The organism is Methyloceanibacter sp. (assembly GCF_050726195.1).
In the GTDB taxonomy this organism is placed as follows: Bacteria; Pseudomonadota; Alphaproteobacteria; order Rhizobiales; family Methyloligellaceae; genus Methyloceanibacter.
Genome location: NZ_JBOHJC010000005.1, coordinates 36858 through 61288, shown reverse-complemented (window position 1 = coordinate 61288; position 24431 = coordinate 36858). Strand labels below are relative to the sequence as shown.

Genomic DNA, 24431 nt, shown 5'->3' with positions numbered 1-24431 from the left:
GATGGGTGTCCATCTGGGAGGAGCACGTAATGACGCGATGGACGCCAGACCCAACGTTCTATCCCTCGCCGCGGCTTGCGGCGAAGGCGCCGGCCGAAACGCTCGCCTATGTCGCCGCCTTCGCGCCGAACCGCGACGTTCCCGACTCGATCGCCGTGGTCGATGTCGATCCGAGCTCGCCGACCTACGCGAAGATCGTCGGTGGTGTGGACATGCCCAAGACCGGCGACGAGGTGCACCACTATGGCTGGAACGCGTGCAGCTCCTGTCTCTGCCCTAATGCGCCCCACCCGCACATGGAGCGGCGCTTTCTCATTGTCCCCGGTTTGCGCTCCTCGCGCATGTACATCATCGACACCAAGCCGGACCCGAAGATACCCAGCATCGTCCGGGTGATCGAGCCGGAAGAGCTGATCGAAGCCACCGGCTACAGCCGGCCGCACACCGTGCATTGCGGCCCCGACGGCATCTATGTCTCCGCGCTCGGCAATGCCAACGGCGATGCACCGGGCGGCATCTTTCTCATGGATCCCGAGACGTTCGACCTGCTCGGCCGCTGGGAGGTGGAGCGCGGGCCGCAGCAGCTCGCCTACGACGCGTGGTGGCATCTCGGTTACGACACTCTGGTGACGAGCGAGTGGGGCGCGCCCAACACGGTGGAGAACGGGCTGATCCCCGAGATCCTGCTTGGCGCGCAATATGGCCGGCGCTTGCACTTCTGGGACTTGCAGAAGCGCAAGCATCTGCAAGAGATCGACTTCGGACCCGACTATCAGCTCGTGTTCGAGCTCCGCCCGGCGCACGATCCGACCAAGGCCTATGGCTTCGTCAATTGCGTCGTGAGCCTCAAGGATCTCTCGTCGTCGATCTGGACGTGGTATCGCGATGGCGAGAAATGGGCGGTGAAGAAGGTGATCGACATTCCGGCAGAGCCTGCCGACCCCGACCTCCTGCCGCCGCTGCTCAAGGGCTTCAAGGCGGTACCGCCGCTCGTCACCGACATCGACCTCTCGATGGACGACCGTTTCCTTTACGTGGCGTGTTGGGGTACTGGCGACCTCCACCAATACGACGTGAGCGACCCGTTCGCGCCGAAGCTCACCGGCAAAGTGCGCATCGGCGGCATCGTGTCGCGTGCGTCACATCCCGCGGCGAACGGTCCGCTCAATGGCGGCCCGCAAATGGTCGAGATCAGCCGCGACGGCAAGCGCATCTACTTTACGAATTCGCTCTATGGAGCGGTCGATCCGCAATTCTATCCGGAGGGCATCGACGGCTGGATGGTGAAGCTCGACGCGGGCGCCGATGGCGGCCTTGCCTTTGACGAGAAATTCTTCGTGACCTGGCCGAAGAGCCACCGGCCGCATCAGGTACGCCTGCAAGGCGGCGACTGCTCCTCGGATTCCTATTGCTATCCGTAGTAAATCGTCATGGCCGGGCTTGTCCCGCCTACGCGGGCCGAAGCCTTGTCACGGCATCTCTCCAAGTATCGCTTCGGCGGGCGAAGGCCCGGCCATCCAATGGTGACTCTCGATGGACTCGGAGGCTGTTGCGCCTCCCTATTGGATGCCCGGCACTTCGGCCGGGCATGACGAGTGGATTCGGGGTGAAGTCGATCCAACCATGACCGGCACCTCGAGTCTCACGCCATGGCTGATCCTGATCGGGCTCGGCGCGTTCCACGGCCTCAACCCGGCCATGGGTTGGCTGTTCGCCGTGGCGCTCGGGCTCTACCGCAAGAGCTGGCGCGTGGTCCTGCTGTCGCTCATTCCCATCGCGCTCGGCCATGCGCTGGCGATAGCCGTCGTGGTCTATGCGGTGGGCGCGCTTGGACTCGCGATCCACGAACGCGCGCTCCAGATCGTCTCTGGCCTGCTCCTCATCGCCTGGGGCCTCTATCACGCGCTCTACGGCCACAAGCACCGCTTCCGCATCGGCATGACGACCGGCCTGCTCGGGCTCGGCGTCTGGTCGTTCGTCATGGCGACGGCGCACGGCGCCGGCATGATGCTAATCCCCGTGCTGCTGCCGCTCGAGCATGCGGGCGACGCCAGCGCGCATGCCGGACATGCACCGGCGATGACCTCGTTCGCCATCGCTTCGCTTGCCGTCCTGGTGCACAGCCTCGCCATGCTCGTCACGACCGGCACCGTGGCGCTGATCGTCTATGAGTGGGTCGGGCTCGATTTCCTGTCGCGCGGCTGGATCAATGTCGACCTGCTATGGACCGCGGCGCTGATCCTCATGGGGCTATGGCTGCTGCTTTCGTAGACTTGTCTTTGGCCGGCCGCAGGATTGGCTTACACTTCCTCCAGCTCAGCTCGGGAGTAACGTCATGAAAGTTCTCATTTCGGTGCTGACCCTCGCCATGACCCTTGGGGTCGCCATCCCCGCTTTCGCCGGCAAGTACACGACCAAGGCCGCTTGCGAGGCAGCCGGCGGCACGTGGAATGCCGAGGCCGGCAAGTGCTCGAAGAAGCGGAGCGGCGGATATTAGGAGCCCAAGCCACGCCTTCAGCGCCAGGCCGCAAATACAACTATTGCAGTCTCCCATCGCATAGGCAGCCGAATTGGCGTTCCCTCCCAGCGCTGGAGCGCCTATATGACGGTCCATCCCAGCAACAATCGAAAGGAGGTGATCCAGTGTCTCATTGTCATAGCCCGCGGTCGGAGGCTCATGTGACCTGGACGCTCGCCTCTCGTGAGGTCCAAGGCACGAGCGCCTAACGACGCTTCAAGGTACGGTCTCCTAAGACCGCGGCCGACAATGGAAGGGCTGCCCTCGCGGGCGGCCCTTCTTGTTTTGGCACGCGCGGCATTGAGAAAATCTTCAGACCCTTTCTCGCATCGTACCGGGCATGGTGGGGGCACGGTTTGCGTATCTGGCCGCATTGCTCGCGGTCGTGGTCTGCGTCGAGGGTTGCGGCGGTGGCGGCGTCCCGTACGAGGAGCGTGCCGCCTGGCGCGACAAGACCGAGGCGCAATGCCTTGCCGCGGGGTATGTGCGCGCCTCAGCCTATGTGCAGAATGCCTCCCGCGTCTCCGGCCCAAGCGCCTGCGGGATCGGCGCAGCGCTTAAGGTGTCAGGACTTAATGGCGGCAGGGTTGCGGTCTCGCCGCCCGCCACCGTCAACTGCCCGCTGACGGCGAGCCTCGATCGCTGGATGCAGAGTTCCGTGCAAAAGGCGGCCCACCGCCAGTTCGGCCAGCCGGTGGTCGGCATGAGGCAGATCGCCTCCTATAGCTGCCGCGGCCGCAATGGCAGCCGCAGAGGGCATCTGTCGGAACATGCCTATGGCAACGCCATCGACATCGCCGCCTTCCGGCTTGCCAACGGCCGGGAGATCACTGTGGTGAAGGGCTGGTGGCGCGGCGATGCGCGGGAGAAGGCCTTCCTGCGCGAGGTGTTCACCGGGGCGTGCGCCGAGTTCTATACCGTGCTCGGCCCCGGCAGCGACCGCTACCATTACAACCACATCCACGTGGACCTGCTCGTCACGAACGTCTCCAAGGGGCGCCATTACTGCCGGCCAGTGCTGCGCGATGGTCTCTTTGCCGCGGCAGAGGGGGATGCTCTCTCCACCGCATCGATCAAGCCCATCCCGTTCGTGGGGCCGCCTGGCGGCGAATAGCGGAGAAAAGCCGGGACTGTGGCCCTAAGGCAACTTCGCGTCCGCGCAAGACGCAGTATGATTGCTGTGGGGGAATCGCACCAGGAGCGCGTGACCGCAACCATAAGCCCGTCGGGCTTGGTTCGAATGGAGGGGCACGATGGCAGCCGAATCGTTGGTGCAAATGCTTGAAGAGATCGCTGTCGGGCTCAAGGCCGGCGACGAAGAGGTCTATGGCTGGCTGCGCGCGCAGCTCAAGGAGTGCGGCGGCAGCGAGATCTCGGTCGAGCTCGCCATGGGGGTGATCGCGAGACTCTTGCCGGAAGAAGCGCAAGGCAATCTCGAGCTCGCCGAGCACTACAATCGTCGCTGGGCCCATTAACCAAGGCGCCTCAGGCCTGACGGAACGGCAGCGCCGCCGCGTGCGTTGTTTGGGCGATGCGCGCCTTGCTGGTTCACAATCCGTCCGCCGGCTCGGGCCAGCCAACGCCAGAGGCGCTTCTTGCGATCCTCGATGACGCCGGATTCTCGACTAGCTATTTCTCCTCAAAGGACGACGCCTACAAAGAGGCGCTGGCGCGCGGCGACGCCGAGATCGTAATCGTCGCCGGCGGCGATGGCACCATCAGCAAGGTTGCGCGGAGCATTCCCGACCGAAAGGTTCTTATTGGCGTCCTTCCGCTCGGCACGGCGAACAACGTCGCCCGCAGTCTCGGCATAACCGGAAAGGTCGAGGCTGTCGTCAAATCTCTGCGCGGTGCGCCCGTCAAGCGGCTCGACATCGGCGGCGCCGCCGGACCCTGGGGGAAATGGCATTTCCTCGAATCGGTTGGCTGGGGCGCTCTGGCCAAAGCGGTCGGCTGTGACGGCCCCGAGCTTTCGCGGGACAGGAAAATCGAGTGGGGACGCGACTACTTTGCCGGCATCCTCGCCGAGGCAGAACCACGGCACGTCTCATTCGAGGCAGATGGCAGGAAAATCGAAGGCGATTTTCTCTTCGTGGAGATTCTCAATGTCGGCATGACGGGCCCGCGCGTCCTGATCAGTCCGGCGGCGGAGCCGACCAGTTGCTCGACATCGTCTATCTCCCGATTGAGCACAGAAAGAAACTGATCGATTGGCTGACGGCGGAGCCCGACGACACGCCGATCCCGCTCGATGAGATCAAGGCGCGGAAAGCAACCTTGGTCTGGCGTGAAGGGCCGCTGCGCGTCGACGACGAGGTGTTCGATGCGCCCGAGCTAGAGAGCAACATCCACGTCGAGATCGAGCGCGACGGCTTGCGCGTGTGCGTGCCGAAGAGCGAGGCCTAACCGCGAAGCGCCGCCTCGAGGCGCTGCCACTCTGGCTCTGCGCCGGGCAAGCCAAATCGCAGCCATTGGGGCTCGTAAGCGAAGCGGCGCACGAAAATGCCGGCACGGCCGAGCCGGTCGAAGAGAAGCGATGCCTCGTCTGTGCGGACCAGGCGGAACAGTGCCGTACCGCCGACGACCTCAAGACCGTTTGCCTGAAGCATGGTATTGAGGCGCGCCGCCGCAGCCGCTAGCGAGATTCGAGTCGTCTCGATCCACCTACGATCCGCAAGCGCCCGCGAGCCGATGGCAAGCGCCACGCCCGACACGGGCCACGGCCCGAGATTGGCGCCGAGCCGCGCAGCGAGATCAGGCGCGGCGAGCGCGAAGCTGAGCCGTAAGCCCGCAAGCCCGAAGGACTTGCCTAACGAGCGCAGTACGACGACGTTGCCGCAATCCACAGCACTGCTCAGGCCTTCCTCGCTCGGTCCCACGTCCATGAACGCCTCGTCGACGACGAGCAGTCCATCTCTGCCGCGCAGGCGCGCGGCAAGCGACAACAATTCCTGCCGCGCGACGACCCTGCCATCCGGGTTGTTGGGATTGACAACGATGGCGAGATCACCGTCGCCGAGCGCTTCGAGCGCGGAGACGGTTGACACTTCGTGCCCGGCAAGCTCCGCCGCCCGTGCGTGCTCGGCATAGGTTGGCCCCAGGACGATCGCGCGGCCCGGCGGCACGAACCCCGCCGACAAGGCCACGAGGATCTGCGAGCCAGGCGCGCAGACGACATTGCCCGCCGATGGCGCGCCATAGAACGCCGCGGCGAGGGCCTTGAGGCGCTCGAGCGCGGCAGGTTCCGGCAGCTGCGAAAAAAGCTCGGGGGCAAACGGCGGGATGGGGTAGGGATGGGGGTTGATCCCGGTCGACAGGTCGAGGAAAGGTTCTGGCGCGCCGGGAAACAGCTTTCGCGCCGCGTCGAGATCGCCGCCATGGGACAGCGGCTCAAGAGCGCTTGGAGGGATCATGGCCGCACCGCTTGCGCTTATCGCGCTTTTGACCGAACTCATCGCCGGCTACCCGGACTGGATCATGAGGACAATAGGCCATCCGGTCACCTGGATGGGCCGTCTCATCGCGTTCCTCGACAAGCGCCTCAACCGCGACGACGCCGAGCCAGAGACGCGGCGCAAGGCAGGCGCCGTCGCGCTGTTCCTGATTGTCCTGATTATCGGCGCCATCGCCTTCGCGGTGGAGACGGCGCTGCTCCTTTTGCCGTTCGGGCTGATCATCGCCGGCATCGCGTGCAGCGCCTTCATTGCCCAGCGCAGCCTCTACATGCATGTGGCGAACGTCGCCGACGCGCTCGAGGGAGGGGAACTCGACAAGGGCCGCGCGGCGGTCGCCCATATCGTCGGCCGCGACACCGCGGCGCTCGACGAGGCGGGCGTGGCGCGCGCGGCGATCGAGAGCCTCGCGGAGAATTTCTCCGATGGCGTCGTGGCGCCGGTGTTCTGGATCGCGCTCACAGGCCTCACCGGCGGCGCGGTCTACAAGGCGATCAACACCGCCGACAGCATGATCGGCCACCGCACGCCGCGCCACGAGAGCTTCGGCAAGCCGGCGGCACAGCTCGACGATCTCGTCAATCTGCCGGGCTCGCGGCTGTCGGCTCTCCTCATCGTCGCGGCCGCGGCGATGACGGGCGGCGCGTCCGCGGGCGGCGCTTGGGCTGCTCTGACGCGAGATGCGTCGAAGCACGCTTCGCCCAACGCCGGCTATCCCGAAGCGGCCATGGCCGGCGCGCTCGGGCTGTCGCTCGGCGGGCCGCGCCGCTACGATGGCAAGGAGACCGACGGCGCGTGGCTCGGCGACGGGAGGCGTGACGCGAAGGCGGCGGACATCCAGGCGGCGCTCAATCTCTACAGCCGCGCCGACGGACTGCTCATCGCCATCGTGTTCGTGCTCGCGGCGCTTACCGCGATATTGTAAGCAGACGATCGACATCGACGTGAGCTTCCAAATGCGCGGCGAGGCGGTCGAGGATCGCATCCACAGCGGATTCGTATGAGATTCGCGCAGGACCCGCGGCGAAGCGGGCGAGCCAGCCGGCGCGCTGCCGGTCATCGGCGAAGAGGCCGTGCACATAGGTGCCCATGACCCGGCCGCTCTGGGATAGCGCGCCTTCGGGCGACCCATCGGCGAGGCGGGCGAAGGGGCAGGCGCGATCAGGCCCTGCGGTCACGCCCATATGCATCTCGTAGCCGGAGAACGGCGCGCCATCGAAGGTCGCGCCCATCGCCGGCTCGAGGCGCTTGTCGCCGGTCAAGGTCGTCTCCACGTCGAGCAGCCCAAGCCCCGGCACCGTGCCAGGCGGGCCCTCGATGCCTGCAGGATCGTGGATGGTGCGGCCGAGCATCTGATAGCCCCCGCATAGCCCGAGCACCGTTCCGCCGCGGCGCACATGCGCGGCGATATCGATGTCGAAGCCTGTGTCGCGCAACACGGCAAGGTCGGAGATGGTCGCTTTAGAGCCGGGCAAAATGACGAGGGGCGCGTCGCCAGGCAGCGCCTCACCAGGCCGCACGCGCACGAGGCCGACGGCGGGCTCCGCGTCGAGCGGGTCGAGATCATCGAAATTGGCGATGTGCGGCAGGATCGGCACGGAGATCTTGAGCCGCGTCGCCGACTTCTCAGGCCGCGCGCCGTCGAGAGCAAGCGCATCCTCCGCAGGCAGGCTGCGCGCCTCGGGAAAGAACGGGATGAGGCCGAGCGGCTGCCAGCCCGTGGCTTCGGCGATCTGCGCCATGCCGGCGGCGAACAGCGCCGGGTCGCCGCGGAACTTGTTGACCAGGAAGCCTTCGATCAGCGCCGCATCCTCCGGCGCGAGCACGACCTTAGTGCCGACCAGGCTCGCGATCACCCCGCCACGGTCGATATCGCCGATCAGCACCACCGGGACATCGGCAGCACGGGCAAAGCCCATATTGGCGATGTCGTTGGCGCGGAGATTGGCCTCGGACGCGCTGCCGGCGCCTTCGACCAGGACGATGTCCGCCTCCTGCTTCAGTTGCGCGAAGCTGTCCTGCACGAACAGCATCAGCTCGGGCTTGAGGCGCTGATAGTCAGCGGCCTTGGCCGTGCTATAGACGCGGCCCTGCACCACCACTTGCGCGCCGATCTCGCTTTGCGGCTTCAGCAGCACGGGGTTCATGTGCACGCTTGGGGGCCTGCGTGCGGCGAGCGCCTGGAGCGCCTGAGCGCGACCAATCTCGCCGCCATCCGCGGTGACTGCGGCGTTGTTCGACATGTTTTGCGGCTTGAACGGCAGCACTTTCAGCCCGCGCGCAACGAGCGCGCGGGCAAGGCCGGCGACGATCAGCGATTTGCCGACATCGGAGCCCGTGCCCTGGAACATGAGCGCCCGGGCAGTCACGTTCAGAACTCGATGCCGGGTTGCGCCTTCACGCCGGCGGCGAAGTGGTGCTTCACCAGGGTCATGTCGGTGACGAGGTCGGCGGCCTCGATCAGGTCGGGCTTGGCGTTCCGCCCGGTGACGACGACGTGGAGATCGGGACGGCGCGCCTTCAAGGTGGCGATCACCTGATCCCGCGGCAGATAGTCGTAGCGGAGCGCGATGTTCAGCTCGTCGAGAATGACGAGGGCGAAACTCGGGTCGTCCATCAACTCGCGCGACTTGGCCCAGGCGCGCTCGGCGGCGGCGATGTCGCGTGTGAGATCCTGGGTCTCCCAGGTGAAGCCCTCGCCCATGGAGTACCAGGCGACTTGGTCGCCGAACTTCGCCAGCGCGTCGCGCTCGGCGGTGTGCCAGGCGCCCTTGACGAACTGCACGACGCCGACCCGACGCCCACGGCCCAGCATGCGGAGCGCAAGGCCGAAGGCCGCCGTCGATTTGCCCTTGCCGGTGCCGGTGTGGACGATGAGCAGGCCCTTCTCCAAGGTCTTGCCGGCCACCTCCTCGTCCTGAACCTCTTTCCGCTTCGCCATCTTGGCGCGATGGCGTTCGGCCTCTTTGTCGTCGATTGCTTTGGTCATGGGCGTTCCTTCACAACGTTCGGCAGGCCTGCGATCATGAACACGACCCGGTCGGCGACCGCGGCGAGCCGCTGGTTGAGCACGCCTTGCCTGTCGCGAAACTCACGCCCAAGCGCATTCTCCGGCACGATGCCGAGACCCACTTCGTTCGAGACAAGGACCGTCGCGCCGCTCCGCGCTGCCAGCGCCTGCTCCAACAGCACTGTCATCTTGTCGATGTCGAACTTGGCGTGCATCAGATTCGACAGCCACAAGGTCAGGCAGTCGACCAGGATAGCAGCACCTTGCGGCGCCGCGTTCAGCGCCTCCGGCACTTCGTGCGGCGCTTCGATAGTCTGCCAGCCTGCGGCGCGGCGCGCTTTGTGCTCCTTGATGCGCGCCGCCATCTCGTCGTCGCGAACTTGGGCGGTCGCGACATAGACCCAAGGCTGCGGCTGCGCCGTGATCAGGCTCTCGGCGTAGCGGCTCTTGCCGGAACGGGCGCCGCCGAGGACCAGGGTCACGCCCCCGCCCCCGGTCATGGCGGTTGTCATCGAGGCATCACGCTTCGGGGATGATCTGCCCGAGCAGCGCCGCGAGGCCGATGCCGACCACCACGGCGCCGGCGATCCGCGGTGCGACGGCGGAGACAGTCATGCCGCTCATACGCCACAGCATGGCGATTCCGACGGACAGCGCGCTCTGGATGACGACGAGGCCGATGAGATAGGCGAAAAGCGGGGTGGGTTCGGCGCCGAAGATCGATTCGCCATAGGCATAGCCGTGGGCGAGGCCGGCGAGGCCGAACAAAGCAGCCCAAGCAGCGAGCGGGAGTGCGCGGCCCGAAGCGACGAGAATGCCGAGAATCACCACCGAGGCGGCGACGATCAGCTCGGCGCCGGGAAGTTCAAAGCCGTACATATGATAGGCGACGCCAAGCGCGGACGCGGCGACGAACACCACGGGAAGCGCAAGGCTCAAGCCGCCGACGCCGACGGCAACGCCGACCGCGATGAGAAAGGCGAGGTGGTCGAGGCCGATCACCGGGTGGCCAAGGCCCGACAACAGGCCTTGGGCGAAGGTCGAGGGCATCTCGCCGTCCATGACGTGATGGGCCGAGGCCGGCGAGGCGGCGAGGCAAAGAATGGCGAGGAAGGCGATACGGCCAAGCAGAGAAGCGTTCATCTAGGTCCCCCTTGCGCCCTCCACCCGAGGGCGCGGTTCTAGGTTATGCCGCCGGCAGGTCTCCTGGCTCGCGGGTCGACGCCTTCCCTCGGCCTTCCCGGGCGCCCAGAGCCCAGTGGCCTTACGGAGGGGTGCTCGCCGCTTACAGTTGCGGGGGCAGCCGCGGATTTAGGGGTTTCCCCTCACCGCGTTCCCTTTCTCGTCCCACGGAATGCGGGAACCGACGACCGGGCGACTATAGCGGCGGTGCGCCCGTGCGCAAGCGGCCCGAGGCGCCGCATTGACAAAGGCGGCTGCGGCCCCCTTAAGTGCCTGATCGGCGGTCGCTCGATGAGAGCAAACAGGGAACGCGGTACGGAGCGATCCAATTCCGCGGCTGCCCCCGCAACTGTAAGCGGCGAGCCCAAGCCAGAGCCACTGGGGAACACCCGGGAAGGCGGCGAGGGCTGAGACCCGCGAGCCAGGAGACCTACCGTCGATCTGGTCGCTTGCCGGGCGGGGTGCCTCGGCGGCGGTTAGCGACCCTGGCTGCGCGCTGCGGCCGCCCAGCACCCCAAGCGCAGGCCAGAGGAGCGGCTTTGGAAGGGGTGACTCTCACCGGAATCGACGCGGACGAGGACGAGGCGGCGACGCTCGCCGCGGCGACCGTCTATGTCTGCATCACCTGCCGCCGTCCTGACGATCCCGAGGATGGCCCGCGGCCCGGCCTTGCGCTCGCCCGCGCCACCGCGCAAGCCGCGCAGGGTACGGGCGTCGCCGTGTGCCAAGTGCAATGCCTCGCCAATTGCTCCAGGCCGTGCAGCGCCGCCATGCGCTGCGACGGCGCCTGGGCCTACGTGTTCGGCGGCCTCGAACCTGACCGGGACGCGCCAGCACTCATCGAAGGTGCGCGGCTCCTCGCCCGCGCCCAAGACGGCATCCTGCCCTGGCGCGGCCGCCCCGAAATCCTGAAGCGCGGGCTGATCGCCCGCATGCCGCCCATCGGCTTTGAGGAGGAGCGTGAATGAGTTCGCTGGTCCGCGTCCCCTGCACCATCGTCACCGGCTTTCTCGGCTCGGGCAAGACGACGCTCATCCGCCACGTGCTGGCGCACGCCAACGGCAGGCGGCTCGCCGTGATCGTCAACGAGTTCGGCGATGTCGGCATCGACGGCGAGATCCTCAAAGGCTGCGGCGACGCTTCATGCCCAGAGGAGAACATCGTCGAGCTCGCCAATGGCTGCCTGTGCTGCACCGTCGCCGACGAGTTCGTGCCGGCGCTCGATCAGATCCTCGCGCGCGAACCTAGGGTCGATCACATCGTCATCGAGACCTCGGGCCTCGCCCTGCCGAAACCTCTCGTGCAGGCGTTCCATTGGCCGGCGATCAAGAGCCGGGTCACGGTGGACGGCGTGGTGGTGGTGGTCGACGGCGCGGCGCTCGCCGACGGCCAAGTGTCCGCCGATCTCGACGCGCTCAAGCGCCAGCGCGCGGCGGACCAGGCGCTCGACCACGACGACCCCATCGAGGAAGTGTTCGAGGACCAGATCGCCTGCGCCGACCTCGTGGTGCTCAACAAGCGCGACCTGCTCGATCCTTCGGGCCTGGATAGAGCCATGGCGGCGGTGACGAACGCGCTGCCGCGCGCCGTCGGCATCGTCACCGTGGCCGACGGCAAGGTCGACCCCAAGGCGCTGCTGGGCCTTGGCGTCGGCACAGAGGACGACATCGACAATCGCATGACGCACCACGACAGCGAGCTCGACCACGATCACGACGACTTCGATTCTTTCGTCGTGCCGCTCGCCGAGGTGAGCGATCCGGCGTCCATCGCGAAGCGCATCGCGCGTCTCGCCGAGGCCCACAGCGTGTTGCGGGTGAAGGGCTTCGCCGCGGTCGACGGCAAGCCCATGCGCCTCTTGATTCAGGCGGTCGGCCCGCGGGTCAGCCACTATTACGACAGGCTCTGGGGCGCTTCTGAAGCGCGCCAAGGCAGCCTCGTCGTCATAGGCCTGAAAGGTCTCGACCGCGCCACGATCGCCAAGTCGCTCGCCGGGTAACGCCAATGCACCTGTTGCAGACCAGCGCAGCGACTCTCGATGATCTGGTCGAGCCCGTCGATCTCGACCAGAGCCCGGGCGACATCGTGGTGTTGTCGTTCGCCGACAGCGATCTCGCGGGGCTCGCCGCCGCCTATGCGACGGAGCGCGACCTGTTGCCGTCGTTGCGACTTGCGCATCTGCGCGATCTGCGCCACCCGATGTCCATCGATCTGTGGGCCGACAGGAGCGCGCGGCACGCGAAGGTTATTGTCGTACGGCTGCTCGGCGGGCTCGATTGGTGGCGCTACGGGGTCGAAACCTTGTCGGCGCTGGCACGCGACAACACCATCGCGCTCGCGATTTTGCCCGGAGAGGACCGTGACGACGCGCGGCTGTTCGAAGCCTCGACCCTGCCGCAAGACGAGCTTGCCACATTGCTCCGGTTCTTTCGCGAAGGCGGGCGAGAAAACATGCGCGGGCTCCTGCGCCATCTCGCGGGGCGCACCGGCGCTGCCGTCGATGTCCCTGAACCACTAGCAGTGCCGCGCGTGGCCGCGTATCTGCCGGGCAACGGCGCGATGAACCTCGAAGCGCTCCGTGCATCGCTCGCGCCGGGGCGTCCCATCGTCCCCATCCTCTTCTACCGCGCGGCCCTGCTCGCCGCCGACACCGCGCCCATCGACGCTCTGTGTGAGGCGTTGCGCTCGCGCGGGCTTGCGCCGGCGCCAATCTACGTACCGAGCCTGAAAGACGAGGAGGCGGCTTCCTTCGCGCGCGACGCCTTGGCGCGTCTCGCGCCATCGGTCGTCGTCACCACCACGGCGTTCGCGGCGAGCGACGGCGTAACCTCGCCGTTCGACGGCACCGACGCGCCGGTGCTGCAAGCCATCATCGCGACGACGCGGCGCGCGGCGTGGGCGGAGAATCCCCGCGGGCTCGCGCCGTCCGACCTCGCCATGCATGTGGTCCTGCCGGAGCTCGATGGCAGGGTGCTCGCCGGCGCGCTCGCCTTCAAGGACGCGCTGCCGAAGGACGAGGCGCTCGGCTTTGCGGCCTTCGCGAGCAGGCCTGAGCCCGACCGCATCGCGGCGGTCGCCGAGAGGGTCGCGGCGCTGTCGCGACTTCAGCGGACGCCGCGGGACAAGCGGCGCATCGCCGTGGTCATGCCCGACTATCCGGGGGCCCCGGGCCGCACCGGCTATGCCGTCGGCCTCGACGTGCCGGCGAGCGTGCTCGCGCTCCTCGCCGATCTTAGCGATGCGGGCTACGCGGTGGAGGACGTGCCCGTTACCTCCGCGGCGCTGCTCGACTCCTTGGAGCGTGGCGCGGACAACCCAGCGCTTACGCTCGCCGACTACAAGCGGCTGCTCGTGCGCATACCCGGCCGAGTCGCCGAAACAGTGAGCGCGGCGTGGGGCGAGCCGGAAGACGACCCCGACTTCCGCGGCGGCGCGTTCCGCTTCCGCGCCGCGCAGTTCGGCAATGTCACGGTAGCGTTGCCGCCGGACCGCGGCAGCGCCCACGATCGTCGCGCCGACTATCACGATCCAAGCCTGCCGCCACGCCACGCGCTCGTCGCCTTCGGACTATGGCTGCAACACGCGATCGAAACGCTTGCGATGCTCCATCTCGGCGCGCACGGCACGTTGGAATGGCTGCCCGGCAAGGCGGTGGCGCTGACCAACGCATGCTTCCCTGAGGCGGTCGTCGGCGCATTGCCGGTCGTCTATCCCTTCATCGTGTCAAATCCCGGCGAGGCGGCGCAGGCGAAGCGCAGGATCGCCGCCGTCACCATCGGCCATCTGCCGCCGCCGCTCACAAACACAGAGCTCTCCGGCGCGGCGCAGGAGCTCGAGCGCCTGGTGGACGAGTACGCCATCGCCGATGGCCTCGACCGCCGCCGCCGCGAGCGCCTGGCGCGGCTCATCGTCGACAAGGCGCAAGGCTCTGGGTTCGCGCGCGAGGCGGGCGTCGATGCGGGCCACGGGGATCAGGACGCGCTCAAGAAGATCGATGCGTGGCTGTGCGACCTCAAGGACCTCGCCATCAAGGACGGCCTGCACATCTATGGACGTCCCGCCCATACGGACGATCCCGCGTGGCTCAGTTGCGCCGCCGCCGAGCGTGAGGCGCTGATCGCGGCGCTCGACGGCAAACGCGTGGCCCCGGGCCCTGCCGGCGCGCCGACGCGCGGCCGCCGCGACGTGCTGCCGACGGGACGCAACCTCTTCACTGCCGATCCCAGGATGCTGCCGACGCCGACCGCGATGGAGCTTGGGCGTCTCGCCGCCAGTGAGGTGATCCGCAGCTATATGCAAGCCCACGGCGAGATGCCGCGCGCGCTGGTCATCGATCTATGGGGCAGCGCCACGCTCCGCACCGGCGGCGAGGAGATCGCCCAAGGCCTCGCGCTGATGGGCTGCCGCCCGACCTGGGACCCCGCCACGGGCCGGGTCACGGGCATGGAGGTGCTGCCGCCCGCGGTCATGGAGCGCCCGCGGGTCGACGTGACCTGGCGCATTTCCGGCCTGTTCCGCGACCTGTTCCCGGCGCAGATCGCCCTAATCGATGCGGCCGCGAAGCTTGTCGCCGCCCGCGACGAGGACGATGACGAAAATCCGCTCGCCGGTGCGCGCCGCGCCGCCAACGGCACCGGCGATGGGCTTGCTCGTATCTTCGGCAACGCACCAGGCGCCTACGGCGTCGGCGTCGAGGACCTGCTCGGGCGCGACACGCCGCAGGAGGAGATCGGCGCGGCCTATCTCGCGGCCACCTCGCACGCCTACAGTGGCGCCGAGGCGGAAGGTGTGGCGCAGCCAGGCGGGTTCGCCGGCCGCGTGGCCGCCGCAAACCTGCTCCTCCATATCAGTGACGACCCGAGCCGAGACCTCCTCGAAGGCGCGGAGGACGCGGCGCATATCGGCGGCTTTGCTGCCGCCGCAGCGTCTTTGGGCGCCGCACCGGACCTCGTCATGCTCGACGTGACCGACCCGAAGCGCCCGCGCGCGCGGCCGCTCGATCAAGCGCTCGCCCGTATCGTGCGTGGTCGCGCCACGAGCCCGAAATTCATCGCAGGCATGATGCGCCACGGCGCGCGGGGCGCCGCCGAGCTCGCCGAGACCGTGGACCGGCTGGTCGACTTCGCCGAGACCACGGGCGCGGTGTCGAGCGCACTGTTCGACGCGGTGCACGGCGCCTATCTTGGCGACGCCACGGTGCGTGACTTTCTCCTGCGCGAGAACCCGGAGGCCGCGCACGCCATCGCCGAACGGTTGGAGACGGCGCGGCGCAAGGGATTATGGCACCCGCGGCGGAACGATCTCGGCATGCATCTCATCGCGACGAAAGCGGAGGCGGCGCTATGAGCAAAGCCTTCGCCCGCGGCGCTTGTCCGCGTCTCGCAGCGCCGATGGAGACCGGCGACGGACTCCTGGCGCGGATCGTGCCCTCCGGTCCCATGCCGCTCAAGGCGCTCGCCTGCCTCTGCACCACCGCAAGGACGCATGGCAACGGCACGATCGAGATATCAGCCCGCGGCAACCTCCAGATTCGCGGGCTTACACCGGGCTCGGCGCCGCTTTTTGCCGATCGGGTCGCGGCCCTCGGTATCGATATCAGCGACGGTGTGCCGGTTCTCGCCGATCCGCTGCCGGGCGACCCTAGCGCTCTAATTGACATGAACGCGCTTGCTATCGAGCTGCGCCAGGTTCTCGCCGCTTCGCGACTTGTGCTTGCGCCGAAAGTGTCGGTGATCGCGGATGGCGGCGGCAGGCTTCACCTCGATGCGCTCGCGGCGGACATCAGAGTCCGGGCCGTCACCACGACGAACGGTCCGCGACTTCACGTTGCGCTCGCGGGTGACGCAGCAGCGGCCACGCCGCTCGGCACGGTCGCGCCGGATGAGGCGTGCGATGCCGTTTCGTGCCTGCTTGCGGTGATTGCGGCACATGGTCCAGAAGCGCGCGGCGCCGATGTGCTGCGAAGCTGCGGGTTGACGGCGTTCCGGGACGCCATCCGGACCCGCATTGAGTTTGGACCACCGCCGCCACCCCGGCTCCCAGTCGATATGGTTGGCACGCACTCTCTCAAAGGCGATCTCTATGCGTTGGGTATGGGGCTCGCCTTCGGCCACACCCAAGCCCACACGCTGCACGCGCTGACCGAGATTGCCCGTGTACACGGCGCCCTGTGGGCACGGCCTGCGCCAGATCGCACGCTGCTGCTCGGGCCTTTCCAAAGGACAAAAGTAAAGACGATAAGGGACGAGGCGCGACGTTTGGGCTTCGCGGTGGAGGCGGCAGATCCGCGCCGCCGTATCGTCGCGTGTCCCGGCGCGCCGTCTTGCGGCTCGGGCCTGATCGCCTCGCGGAGGCTCGCGGCGGAGATCGCGGAGGAGGTGGAGTTCGCCGGCGCGGGCATCGCCCTGCACGTGTCGGGCTGTGCCAAGGGCTGCGCGCATCCTTTTCCTGCGCCGCTCACCGTGATCGGCACCGCGCAAGGCGCGGGGCTCGTGCGCAACGCCACGGCGCGCGCCACGCCGTCGTGCTATGTGAATGAGGCGGACGTCGCCGCCGCGGTCGATGAGTTTTCAGTACGAGAGCCGGCCGATGCTTAAGCAGGACTATTTGCGCGACGGCGCGGCGATCTACGAGCGCTCCTTCGCCATCATCCGTGCCGAAGCCGACCTCGCGCGCTTCACGCCGGAGCAGGCGAACATCGTTGTGCGCATGATCCATGCCTGCGGACAGGTCGGCGTCGCCGAGTTCATCGAGTTTACACCAGACTTCGTGGCGGCGGCGCGCGGCGCGCTACGTGCCGGCGCACCGATCCTGTGCGACGCAGAGATGGTGGCGCACGGCATCACCCGCGCGCGGCTTCCTGCCGACAACGACGTGATCTGCGCCTTGCGCGATCCTCAGGTGCCGGCGCTCGCCGAGAAGCTCGGCACCACGCGCTCGGCCGCCGCGTTCGAGCTGATGCGCGACAAGCTCGAAGGCGCCGTCGTCGCCATCGGCAACGCACCGACTGCCCTGTTCCATCTGCTGGAGATGCTCGAGTCGAGCGCGCCGAAGCCTGCGGCGATCCTCGGCATTCCCGTCGGTTTCGTTGGCGCTGCGGAATCGAAGGAGGCGCTCGCCGCCAATCCGCAGCGCGTGCCCTATCTCATCGTGCGCGGCCGCATGGGCGGCAGCGCCATGACGGCGGCGGCGATCAACGCGCTCGCCAAGGAGGGGATATGACCGGGCAGCTCATCGGTGTCGGCACCGGCCCCGGCGATCCGGGGCTCATCACCTTGAAGGCCATTGACGCGCTGAGGCGCGCCGACGTGGTGGCCTATTTCGCCAAGACGGGAAACGCGAGCAACGCGCGGACCATCGTCGCCGCACATCTCAACGGCGCCGAGGAACTGCCCCTGCTCTATCCCGTCACCACGGAGGTTCCCAAGGAGGATGCCGCCTATCGCGACGCGATCCGCGCCTTCTACGATGCCTCGGCCGCGGCCGTGGCGGCGCATCTCGACCGGGCCCGCACCGTCGCCGTGCTGTCAGAGGGCGATCCCTTGTTCTACGGCTCCTATATGCATCTCCATGTGCGGCTCGCAAGCCGCTATCCCACCGAGATCGTGGCCGGCGTCACCGGCATGTCGGGCTGCTGGTCGGCGGTCGGCACGCCGATCGCGCAAGGCAACGACGTGTTCACCGTGCTGCCCGGCACGCTTCCCGAATACGAACTGGAGCGCCGCCTCGCCGACGCCGACGCCGCGGTGGTGATGAAGATCGGGCGCCATCTCGCCAAGGTGCGCCGCGCGCTCGACCGGGCCGGGCGGCTCGACCGCGCCATCTATGTGGAGCGCGGCACCATGGCCAATGCGGCCATGATCCCGCTTGCCGACAAGCTCGATACGTGCGCGCCCTATTTCGCCATCGTGCTGGTGCCGGGATGGGAGGGGCGGCCATGAGCGGGCGCCTTGCCATCATCGGACTCGGGCCCGGTGACGACCGCTATCTCACGCGCGAAGCGGAGGAGGAACTTTCCAGCGCCGAGGCGCTCTACGGCTATGGCCCCTATCTCGACCGCGTGCCGCCGCGTGAAGGTCAGGCGCGCTTTTCTTCCGGCAATCGCGTCGAAGGAGCGCGAGCAGCGGCGGCGCTTGCCCATGCCGCACAGGGCGCGCGGGTCGCCATCGTCTCAGGCGGCGACCCTGGCGTGTTCGCCATGGCGGCGGCGGTGTGCGGCGAGATCGAGGCTGGTCCGGAAGCCTGGCGCGCGCTCGACATCGCCGTGGTGCCCGGCATCACCGCCATGCTGGCGGTCGCGGCACGCGCCGGCGCGCCGCTCGGCCACGATTTCTGCGCCATCTCGCTGTCCGAGAATCTCAAGCCTTGGGAAGCGATCGTGCGGCGGCTCGACGCCGCGGCGTCAGGCGGCTTTGTCATCGCGCTCTACAATCCGATTTCACAGGCGCGGCCGTGGCAGCTCGGCGAGGCCTTCGCGCGGCTCGGCCGCCATCTGGCGCCATCGACGCCCGTGGTGTTCGGGCGCGCCGTGGGACGCGTCGGCGAGGCGCTCACCATCACCACGCTCGATTGCGCCGGCGAGGAGAAGGCCGACATGGCGACGCTCATCATCGTCGGCTCGCCGGAAACGCGGATCATCGCCCGCGACGGGCGCGCGCCGCTCGTCTATACGCCGCGCGAAGCGGCCGAGGTCCCTGCATGATCGAGCCACGCCAACACCTCGTCGACAGTTTCGACCGCGGGCACGTCGGGCAGAACGGGCCGCGTCAGCATGATCACCGGCAGGTGCAAGCCCCGCGCTGCGGCGATCTTGCCGTAGGTCGCGTCGCCGCCGCTATTCTTGGCGACCACCACCTCGATGCGGTGGCGCTCGAGAAGCGCGCGATCCTCCGCCTCGCTGAACGGCCCGCGTGCGGTGAGATAGATGGCGTGCGGCACCGCGAGCGGCGGGTCGACGGGATCGACACTTCGCACGAGATAGACGTGCTGCGGCGCCGCGGCGAACGGCGCGATCTCTTTTCGGCCAAGCGCGAGGAACACGCGGCGCGGCGCCTTCCCCAGCGCGGCGACGGCGCCGCTGATCGCCGGGACCTCGATCCACCGATCGCCGTCAAGTTTCGTCCAGGCGGGTCGCCGCAGTGCGATCAGTGGCACGTCCGCCAGCTCTGCGGCGCGCGCGGCGTTGGCGGAGATGATGTCGGCATAAGGATGCGTGGCGTCGATCAGCACGCCGATGCGTTCGTCGCGGAGATATTGCGCAAGGCCATCGGCGCCGCCGAACCCGCCGATGCGCACGGGCACGGGTTGCGGCGCAGGGGCTGCCGTTCGCCCCGCAAGGGACACGGTGACGGCGAGGTCTTCGCGGCTGGCCAGCGCCGCGGCGAGCGCCCGAGCCTCCGCCGTGCCGCCGAGAATGAGGATCCGCATGGCGCGCGCTGAACCGGTCATGCCGGACCCTGCCCCAACGAGGCGCTGGCTGTCCATCGTCGGCATCGGCGAGGACGGGATCGAGGGCTTGAGCGCCGCAGCCCGCGATCTCGTGACCCGCGCCGACATCGTGTTCGGCGGCGAACGGCATTTGAAGCTCGCGGCCCCGCTGATCAACGGCGAGCGGAAGCCTTGGCCGAGCCCGTTCTCCCGAGCAGTCGAGGAGGTAATGGCCGAGCGCGGCCGCCAGGTCTGCGTGCTCGCCTCCGGCGATCCCTTCTTCTACGGCGTCGGCTCGGTACTCGCGGGCCACGTGGCGCCCGAGGAGACGGTGGTGGTGCCGGCGCCGTCGGCGTTCAGCCTCGCCGCGGCGCGCATGGGCTGGCCGCTGCCGGAATCCGTGCTGCTGTCGCTCCACGGCCGCGCGCTCGACCGCATCAGGCCGCACCTCCATCCGGGCGCACGCATTCTCGCGCTCACCTCGGACGGCGACGGCCCGGCGGCGCTCGCACGGCTGCTCGCAGAGTCCGGGTTCGGCTCATCGCAGATCACCGTGCTTGAATCGCTCGGTGGCGACAAGGAGCGCATTCGCGCGGCGACCGCCGTCCATTTCGATCTCGTCGGCATCGCCGCGCTCAATACCGTGGCGATCGAGGTCGTAGCGGCACAGGGGGCGCGCATCATCGCCTACACGCCCGGCCTCGCCGACGATCTCTACGAGCATGACGGCCAGATAACCAAGCGCGAGGTCCGCGCCGTGACGCTCTCGGCGCTCTCGCCGCTTCGCGGCGAGCTGCTGTGGGACATTGGCGCCGGCTCAGGCTCCGTCGCCATAGAGTGGCTGCTGGCCGATCCCTCCCTACGTGCCATCGCCGTCGAAGCGCGCGCCGACCGCGCCCACCGCATCGCCCGCAACGCGGCGGCGTTCGGCGTCCCAGGGCTCGAGGTGATCGAGGGCGCGGCGCCCGACGCACTCCAAAATCTTCCGCAACCCAACGCCATCTTCATCGGTGGTGGCGCGAGCGCTCCCGGCATGCTCGACACGGCGATTGAGGCGCTCAAGCCGTGCGGCCGTCTCGTCGCCAACGCGGTGACCCTGGAAACCGAGGCAGTACTGATGGCGCGGCATGCAGACCTCGGCGGCGCGCTCACGCGCATGGCCATAGCGCGCGCCGACAGTATCGGCGGCAAGACGGGCTGGCGGCCCGCGCTGCCGGTGACTCAATGGGTATGGGGGAAGTCATGATTGTCGCGGGGATCGGCTGCCGAAAAGGTGCCTCGGGCGTGGAGATCGACGCCGCCATCGACGCGGCGTTGGCGCAAGCGGGCTACGCGCGCACGCAACTTGGCGCCATCGCCACGTCCGACGGAAAGGGCAGCGAGGGCGGCATCATCGAAGCTGCGGCCGGGCGCGGCTTGAGGATCGTACTGGTGAAACCGGCGGAGCTCGAAGCGGCCGGCCCCCGCACGCAGTCCTCCTCGCCACGCGTCAAGGAATTGTTCGGCGTGCCCTCCGTGGCGGAAGCGGCGGCGCTCGCGGCATGCGGGCCGAAGGCGCGGCTTGTCCTGCCGCGCATCGTGGTCGGCCCCGCGACCTGCGCCATCGCCACGGACGATGCGCCATGACCGTGCATTTCATCGGCGCGGGGCCAGGTGCGGCCGACCTCATCACGGTGCGCGGGGGCGCGCTTCTCGCAAGCTGTCCGGTGTGCCTCTATGCCGGCTCCATCGTCGCCAAGGAGATGCTCGCCTACTGCCCGGAGGGCGCCCGCATCGTCGACACGGCGCCACTGTCGCTCGACGAGATCGAGGCTGAATTCGTCGCCGCATACCAAGCGGGGTACGATGTGGCGCGCCTCCACTCAGGCGACCTCTCGGTGTTCAGCGCCGTGGCGGAGCAGATGCGGAGGCTCGACAGGTGCGGCATCCCCTACACCTTGACCCCTGGCGTGCCGGCCTTCGCCGCCGCCGCGGCCGCGTTGGGGCGCGAATTGACCGTGCCGGAGGTGGCGCAGAGCCTGGTCCTGACCCGCGTGCCTGGCCGGGCCTCGCGCATGCCCGAGGGCGAGAAATTAGCCGCCTTCGCCGCGACCGGCGCCACGCTCGCCATCCATCTCGCCATCCAGGCCATCGACGATGTGGTTGCTACCCTGGTCCCATTCTACGGACCCGATTGCCCGGTGGCGGTCGTGGCGCACGCGAGCTGGCCGGAAGAGCGCATCGTGCGCGGCACGCTCGCCGACATTTGCGCGAAACTCGCCGAAGCGCCGATCGAGCGTACGGCGCTGATCCTGGTCGGCCGCGCGCTCGAAGCGGAGAGCTTTCGCGACAGCGCGCTCTACGACGCCGATTATCGCCGGCGCTTCCGCGGTGGCGCGAGGTGAGCGGGCGCGAATGGCGCACGGCCGACGAGGACGCCTTCGCGGTCGAACACCACGATCTCGATGCCGATGGGCTTGCCGGCGACGACCGCAGCCGCAACTTCTTGCGCCGCGCACGCCACCGCGTCGCCGAGCGCAATGCCTTCGGCTTGCGCGTGGCCGATGGCTTCGGCCGCCGTGTTGGACGCGACGATGCGCGCACTCAAGTCGCGCGACCCGCCTGCGGCTTCTGCAAGTTTAGCGAGCGCGGCGAGATCGACGCTGCCGCGCTTCGAATGGAGATCGAGCAGGCCTTGCGCCAGCTTCGTCATCTTGCCCACGCCGCCAGCGATGGTGATGCGCGGCACGGGATGCGTCTTTACGTATTTCAACGTGCCACCGACGAAGTCGCCCATGTCGATGAGCGCGGTCTCAGGCAGATCGTACATCTTCTGCACGGCGGCCTCGGAGGTGGAACCGGTCGAGGCGGCGACATGGGTGAGCCCCGCGGCACGGGCGACGTCGATGCCCTGATGGATCGAAGCGATCCACGACGAGCAGGAATAGGGAATGACGATGCCGGTGGTGCCGAGGATGGACAGGCCGCCGACAATGCCAAGCCGGCTATTCAAGGTCTTGGCGGCGAGCGCCTCGCCTCCTGGAATGGCGATCTCGACCTCGACGTCACCCGCATCGCCGTGCGCGCCCGCGACCTCGGCGATTGCCTCGCGGATCATGCGGCGCGGCACGGGATTGATGGCGGGCTCGCCGGGCGGGATGGGCAGACCGGGACGGGTCACCGTGCCCACGCCTTCACCCGCCGTGAAGCCGACGCCTGTGCCCGCTTCGCCCGGGCGAACCGTGGCCAGGATGAGCGCGCCGTGGGTGACGTCGGGATCGTCGCCCGCGTCCTTGACGACACCTGCCGTTGCCGTGCGGTTGCCGCGGGCAGCGGTGGCGAGGGCGAAGGCCACGCTCCTGCCGCCCGGCAAGGTCACCTCCACGGGATCGGGGAACGCCCCGGTCAAAAGCGCCGTATAGGCGGCCTTGGCGGCTGCCGTGGCGCAGGCGCCGGTGGTCCAGCCTCGCCGCAGCGGGCGCGACGTCTCGCTCATGCCCACCGCTATAGAGCGCCAGGGGCGCCGCGTCACTCAAGGAGCGCCGCAAGGTGACCGCGCCCGCTCTGATCATTGCCGCGCCCCGTTCCGGCGCGGGCAAAACCACGGTGACCTTGGCGCTGCTGACGGCGCTGCGCCGCCGCGGCCTCAAGGTGCAGGCAGCGAAGGCCGGCCCCGACTATATCGACCCCACCTTCCATGCGGCGGCAACCGGGCGTGCGAGCGTCAATCTCGACAGCTGGGCCATGGACCTGGCCTTCCTCGATGGGCTGTTGCACCAAGTGACCGCCGACAGCGATATCGTGGTCATCGAAGGGGTCATGGGCCTGTTCGACGGCATCGGCCGCGAAGCGGGCCGCACCGGGGCCACCGCCGACCTCGCCGCGCGCTACCGCCTGCCGGTGCTGCTCGTGATCGACGCCTCGGGGCAATCTCAATCGGCGGCGGCGCTGGTGCGCGGCTTCGCGAGCCACGACCCGAACGTGCGCATCGCCGGCTTAGTGCTGAACCGGCTCGGCAGCGACCGGCACAAGCGGCTCGTCGCCGACGCCATCGACGCCTTGCCGATGCCGATCCTCGGCGCCGTGCCGCGCGACGAGACGATCGCGCTCCCCGAACGCCATCTCGGCCTGGTGCAGGCGCGCGAGCACGGCGATCTCGACGCACGACTCGACGCGCTTGCCGACATGGCGGAGCGCCATCTCGATCTCGACGCCATCGTTGCGCTGGCCTCGCCACCGTTCGTGTCTCCCTCCGCCACGCACACCGCGTTGCCGCCGCCAGGCATGCGCATCGCGCTCGCGCAGGACGCCGCTTTCACCTTCGTCTATCCGCATGTGGTGCAGGGCTGGCGGCGCCAAGGCGCGGAGATCGTGCCATTCTCGCCGCTCGCCGACGAGGCGCCGCATGAGAGCTGCGACACGTGCTGGCTGCCCGGCGGCTATCCGGAATTGCATGCCGGCGCGCTTGCCGCCGCAACAAACTTCAAAGCGGGCCTCGCCGCGTTCGCCGCAACGAGACCCGTGCACGGCGAGTGCGGCGGCTACATGGTGCTCGGACAAGGGCTCGTCGATGCGAGCGGCGTGCGCCACGCCATGGCGAGGCTGCTCGGCCACGCCACGAGCTTCGCGCAACGGAAATTGCATCTCGGGTATCGGGAGGCGCGGCTTCTGTCGGACTGCGCGCTCGGCAAAGAGGGTGGTGAGGTGCGCGGCCACGAGTTCCACTATGCGTCGCTGATCGAGACGGGGAACGACCCGCCTTTGGCCGAAATCGCCGACGGCGAAGGTAAACCGCTTGGCACGACAGGAGGGCGGCGGGGCAACGTCACCGGCACGTTCTTCCACGCTATTGCCGCAGGGTGAC

26 protein-coding genes and 2 riboswitches are annotated in these 24431 nt (G+C 68.3%); of the genes, 19 read left to right on the top strand and 7 right to left on the bottom strand.

Features of this window, described 5'->3' with window-relative positions:
- Positions 1-29: 29 nt before the first annotated feature.
- The 7 genes from ACRECX_RS04925 (at position 30) to ACRECX_RS04895 (ending at position 4924) form a co-directional block, all read left to right on the top strand.
- Positions 30-1421, top strand: a complete 1392-nt coding sequence (locus ACRECX_RS04925; protein WP_431557702.1) for a selenium-binding family protein — start codon at positions 30-32, stop codon at positions 1419-1421.
- A gap of 112 nt (positions 1422-1533) precedes the next feature.
- Complete coding sequence (locus tag ACRECX_RS04920; RefSeq protein ID WP_431557701.1) at positions 1534-2271, top strand: hypothetical protein; 738 nt, start codon at positions 1534-1536, stop codon at positions 2269-2271.
- Between the two features lie 64 nt (positions 2272-2335).
- Positions 2336-2497, top strand: coding sequence for a hypothetical protein (locus tag ACRECX_RS04915; RefSeq protein ID WP_431557700.1), 162 nt, complete (start codon positions 2336-2338; stop codon positions 2495-2497).
- A gap of 361 nt (positions 2498-2858) precedes the next feature.
- On the top strand, positions 2859-3632 hold the full coding sequence (locus ACRECX_RS04910; protein WP_431557699.1) for an extensin family protein: 774 nt from the start codon (positions 2859-2861) through the stop codon (positions 3630-3632).
- 139 nt (positions 3633-3771) lie between these two features.
- Positions 3772-3993 (top strand): hypothetical protein, encoded by a 222-nt coding sequence (locus tag ACRECX_RS04905; protein ID WP_431557698.1) that lies wholly within the window; start codon positions 3772-3774, stop codon positions 3991-3993.
- Between the two features lie 65 nt (positions 3994-4058).
- Positions 4059-4724, top strand: a complete 666-nt coding sequence (locus tag ACRECX_RS04900) for a diacylglycerol/lipid kinase family protein (protein WP_431557697.1) — start codon at positions 4059-4061, stop codon at positions 4722-4724.
- Positions 4679-4924, top strand: coding sequence for a hypothetical protein (locus tag ACRECX_RS04895; protein WP_431557696.1), 246 nt, complete (start codon positions 4679-4681; stop codon positions 4922-4924). The genes ACRECX_RS04900 and ACRECX_RS04895 overlap by 46 nt, the downstream gene beginning before the upstream one ends.
- Here ACRECX_RS04895 and cobD read toward each other — a convergent pair.
- Complete coding sequence (gene cobD / locus ACRECX_RS04890) at positions 4921-5931, bottom strand: threonine-phosphate decarboxylase CobD (RefSeq protein ID WP_431557695.1); 1011 nt, start codon at positions 5929-5931, stop codon at positions 4921-4923. The two genes, ACRECX_RS04895 and cobD, sit on opposite strands and share 4 nt — an antisense overlap.
- On the opposite strand from cobD, the gene cbiB reads away from it, so the two are divergent.
- Entirely contained in the window at positions 5930-6895 is a 966-nt protein-coding gene (cbiB, locus tag ACRECX_RS04885; RefSeq protein ID WP_431557694.1) for an adenosylcobinamide-phosphate synthase CbiB, read from the top strand. The two genes, cobD and cbiB, sit on opposite strands and share 2 nt — an antisense overlap.
- Here the strand turns inward: cbiB and ACRECX_RS04880 are convergent.
- Genes ACRECX_RS04880 through ACRECX_RS04865 form a run of 4 tightly spaced genes read right to left on the bottom strand, consistent with a single transcriptional unit; the run spans position 6879 to position 10123 of the window.
- Positions 6879-8339, bottom strand: a complete 1461-nt coding sequence (locus ACRECX_RS04880; protein ID WP_431557693.1) for a cobyric acid synthase — start codon at positions 8337-8339, stop codon at positions 6879-6881. The genes cbiB and ACRECX_RS04880 overlap by 17 nt on opposite strands.
- Positions 8340-8341: 2 nt before the next feature.
- Positions 8342-8959: a cob(I)yrinic acid a,c-diamide adenosyltransferase gene (cobO, locus tag ACRECX_RS04875; RefSeq protein WP_431557692.1), complete on the bottom strand. Its 618-nt coding sequence runs from the start codon at positions 8957-8959 to the stop codon at positions 8342-8344.
- Complete coding sequence (cobU, locus tag ACRECX_RS04870) at positions 8956-9480, bottom strand: bifunctional adenosylcobinamide kinase/adenosylcobinamide-phosphate guanylyltransferase (RefSeq protein WP_431557691.1); 525 nt, start codon at positions 9478-9480, stop codon at positions 8956-8958. The genes cobO and cobU overlap by 4 nt, the downstream gene beginning before the upstream one ends.
- A gap of 19 nt (positions 9481-9499) precedes the next feature.
- Positions 9500-10123, bottom strand: a complete 624-nt coding sequence (locus ACRECX_RS04865; RefSeq protein WP_431557690.1) for a HupE/UreJ family protein — start codon at positions 10121-10123, stop codon at positions 9500-9502.
- Between the two features lie 36 nt (positions 10124-10159).
- Positions 10160-10363, bottom strand: a riboswitch (cobalamin riboswitch).
- 63 nt (positions 10364-10426) lie between these two features.
- Positions 10427-10614: riboswitch (cobalamin riboswitch) on the top strand.
- Between the two features lie 96 nt (positions 10615-10710).
- On the opposite strand from ACRECX_RS04865, the gene ACRECX_RS04860 reads away from it, so the two are divergent.
- From ACRECX_RS04860 to ACRECX_RS04830, 7 genes are read left to right on the top strand one after another with little or no spacing between them, the layout of a single operon-like run.
- Positions 10711-11130 (top strand): DUF1636 family protein, encoded by a 420-nt coding sequence (locus tag ACRECX_RS04860; protein WP_431557689.1) that lies wholly within the window; start codon positions 10711-10713, stop codon positions 11128-11130.
- The gene (gene cobW / locus ACRECX_RS04855) at positions 11127-12161 is read left to right on the top strand and encodes a cobalamin biosynthesis protein CobW (RefSeq protein WP_431557688.1); all 1035 of its coding nucleotides are present in this window, start codon (positions 11127-11129) and stop codon (positions 12159-12161) included. Before ACRECX_RS04860 ends, cobW begins: the two co-directional genes overlap by 4 nt.
- 5 nt (positions 12162-12166) lie before the next feature.
- Entirely contained in the window at positions 12167-15508 is a 3342-nt protein-coding gene (gene cobN, locus ACRECX_RS04850) for a cobaltochelatase subunit CobN (RefSeq protein WP_431557687.1), read from the top strand.
- Entirely contained in the window at positions 15505-16758 is a 1254-nt protein-coding gene (gene cobG, locus ACRECX_RS04845; RefSeq protein WP_431557686.1) for a precorrin-3B synthase, read from the top strand. Before cobN ends, cobG begins: the two co-directional genes overlap by 4 nt.
- Positions 16751-17383 (top strand): precorrin-8X methylmutase, encoded by a 633-nt coding sequence (locus tag ACRECX_RS04840; RefSeq protein WP_431557685.1) that lies wholly within the window; start codon positions 16751-16753, stop codon positions 17381-17383. The genes cobG and ACRECX_RS04840 overlap by 8 nt, the downstream gene beginning before the upstream one ends.
- Positions 17380-18102, top strand: a complete 723-nt coding sequence (locus ACRECX_RS04835) for a precorrin-2 C(20)-methyltransferase (RefSeq protein WP_431557684.1) — start codon at positions 17380-17382, stop codon at positions 18100-18102. Before ACRECX_RS04840 ends, ACRECX_RS04835 begins: the two co-directional genes overlap by 4 nt.
- Entirely contained in the window at positions 18099-18863 is a 765-nt protein-coding gene (locus ACRECX_RS04830) for a precorrin-3B C(17)-methyltransferase (protein ID WP_431557683.1), read from the top strand. Before ACRECX_RS04835 ends, ACRECX_RS04830 begins: the two co-directional genes overlap by 4 nt.
- Here the strand turns inward: ACRECX_RS04830 and ACRECX_RS04825 are convergent.
- On the bottom strand, positions 18827-19609 hold the full coding sequence (locus tag ACRECX_RS04825) for a cobalt-precorrin-6A reductase (protein WP_431557682.1): 783 nt from the start codon (positions 19607-19609) through the stop codon (positions 18827-18829). The two genes, ACRECX_RS04830 and ACRECX_RS04825, sit on opposite strands and share 37 nt — an antisense overlap.
- On the opposite strand from ACRECX_RS04825, the gene cbiE reads away from it, so the two are divergent.
- The 3 genes from cbiE to cobM are packed head-to-tail and all read left to right on the top strand — an operon-like array spanning position 19587 to position 21972.
- On the top strand, positions 19587-20834 hold the full coding sequence (cbiE, locus tag ACRECX_RS04820) for a precorrin-6y C5,15-methyltransferase (decarboxylating) subunit CbiE (protein ID WP_431557681.1): 1248 nt from the start codon (positions 19587-19589) through the stop codon (positions 20832-20834). The genes ACRECX_RS04825 and cbiE overlap by 23 nt on opposite strands.
- Entirely contained in the window at positions 20831-21214 is a 384-nt protein-coding gene (locus ACRECX_RS04815; RefSeq protein ID WP_431557680.1) for a cobalamin biosynthesis protein, read from the top strand. The genes cbiE and ACRECX_RS04815 overlap by 4 nt, the downstream gene beginning before the upstream one ends.
- The gene (gene cobM, locus ACRECX_RS04810; RefSeq protein WP_431557679.1) at positions 21211-21972 is read left to right on the top strand and encodes a precorrin-4 C(11)-methyltransferase; all 762 of its coding nucleotides are present in this window, start codon (positions 21211-21213) and stop codon (positions 21970-21972) included. Before ACRECX_RS04815 ends, cobM begins: the two co-directional genes overlap by 4 nt.
- Here the strand turns inward: cobM and ACRECX_RS04805 are convergent.
- A complete protein-coding gene (locus tag ACRECX_RS04805) occupies positions 21939-23063 on the bottom strand; it encodes a cobalt-precorrin-5B (C(1))-methyltransferase (RefSeq protein ID WP_431557678.1) in 1125 nt (374 codons plus the stop codon). The two genes, cobM and ACRECX_RS04805, sit on opposite strands and share 34 nt — an antisense overlap.
- Positions 23064-23116: 53 nt before the next feature.
- On the opposite strand from ACRECX_RS04805, the gene ACRECX_RS04800 reads away from it, so the two are divergent.
- Positions 23117-24430, top strand: a complete 1314-nt coding sequence (locus tag ACRECX_RS04800) for a cobyrinate a,c-diamide synthase (protein ID WP_431557677.1) — start codon at positions 23117-23119, stop codon at positions 24428-24430.
- Position 24431 lies beyond the last annotated feature (1 nt).

What these genes read in the sequence shown, in the direction of transcription:
- ACRECX_RS04925 (WP_431557702.1), top strand. Translation starts at nt 30, where the DNA reads ATGACGCGATGGACGCCAGACCCAACGTTCTATCCCTCGCCGCGGCTT.
- ACRECX_RS04920 (WP_431557701.1), top strand. Translation starts at nt 1,534, where the DNA reads ATGGACTCGGAGGCTGTTGCGCCTCCCTATTGGATGCCCGGCACTTCG.
- ACRECX_RS04915 (WP_431557700.1), top strand. Translation starts at nt 2,336, where the DNA reads ATGAAAGTTCTCATTTCGGTGCTGACCCTCGCCATGACCCTTGGGGTC.
- ACRECX_RS04910 (WP_431557699.1), top strand. Translation starts at nt 2,859, where the DNA reads ATGGTGGGGGCACGGTTTGCGTATCTGGCCGCATTGCTCGCGGTCGTG.
- ACRECX_RS04905 (WP_431557698.1), top strand. Translation starts at nt 3,772, where the DNA reads ATGGCAGCCGAATCGTTGGTGCAAATGCTTGAAGAGATCGCTGTCGGG.
- cbiB (WP_431557694.1), top strand. Translation starts at nt 5,930, where the DNA reads ATGGCCGCACCGCTTGCGCTTATCGCGCTTTTGACCGAACTCATCGCC.
- cobD (WP_431557695.1), bottom strand. Translation starts at nt 5,931, where the DNA reads ATGATCCCTCCAAGCGCTCTTGAGCCGCTGTCCCATGGCGGCGATCTC.
- cobO (WP_431557692.1), bottom strand. Translation starts at nt 8,959, where the DNA reads ATGACCAAAGCAATCGACGACAAAGAGGCCGAACGCCATCGCGCCAAG.
- cobU (WP_431557691.1), bottom strand. Translation starts at nt 9,480, where the DNA reads ATGACCGGGGGCGGGGGCGTGACCCTGGTCCTCGGCGGCGCCCGTTCC.
- ACRECX_RS04865 (WP_431557690.1), bottom strand. Translation starts at nt 10,123, where the DNA reads ATGAACGCTTCTCTGCTTGGCCGTATCGCCTTCCTCGCCATTCTTTGC.
- cobW (WP_431557688.1), top strand. Translation starts at nt 11,127, where the DNA reads ATGAGTTCGCTGGTCCGCGTCCCCTGCACCATCGTCACCGGCTTTCTC.
- cobN (WP_431557687.1), top strand. Translation starts at nt 12,167, where the DNA reads ATGCACCTGTTGCAGACCAGCGCAGCGACTCTCGATGATCTGGTCGAG.
- cobG (WP_431557686.1), top strand. Translation starts at nt 15,505, where the DNA reads ATGAGCAAAGCCTTCGCCCGCGGCGCTTGTCCGCGTCTCGCAGCGCCG.
- ACRECX_RS04840 (WP_431557685.1), top strand. Translation starts at nt 16,751, where the DNA reads ATGCTTAAGCAGGACTATTTGCGCGACGGCGCGGCGATCTACGAGCGC.
- ACRECX_RS04835 (WP_431557684.1), top strand. Translation starts at nt 17,380, where the DNA reads ATGACCGGGCAGCTCATCGGTGTCGGCACCGGCCCCGGCGATCCGGGG.
- ACRECX_RS04830 (WP_431557683.1), top strand. Translation starts at nt 18,099, where the DNA reads ATGAGCGGGCGCCTTGCCATCATCGGACTCGGGCCCGGTGACGACCGC.
- cbiE (WP_431557681.1), top strand. Translation starts at nt 19,587, where the DNA reads ATGGCGCGCGCTGAACCGGTCATGCCGGACCCTGCCCCAACGAGGCGC.
- ACRECX_RS04825 (WP_431557682.1), bottom strand. Translation starts at nt 19,609, where the DNA reads ATGACCGGTTCAGCGCGCGCCATGCGGATCCTCATTCTCGGCGGCACG.
- ACRECX_RS04815 (WP_431557680.1), top strand. Translation starts at nt 20,831, where the DNA reads ATGATTGTCGCGGGGATCGGCTGCCGAAAAGGTGCCTCGGGCGTGGAG.
- cobM (WP_431557679.1), top strand. Translation starts at nt 21,211, where the DNA reads ATGACCGTGCATTTCATCGGCGCGGGGCCAGGTGCGGCCGACCTCATC.
- ACRECX_RS04805 (WP_431557678.1), bottom strand. Translation starts at nt 23,063, where the DNA reads ATGAGCGAGACGTCGCGCCCGCTGCGGCGAGGCTGGACCACCGGCGCC.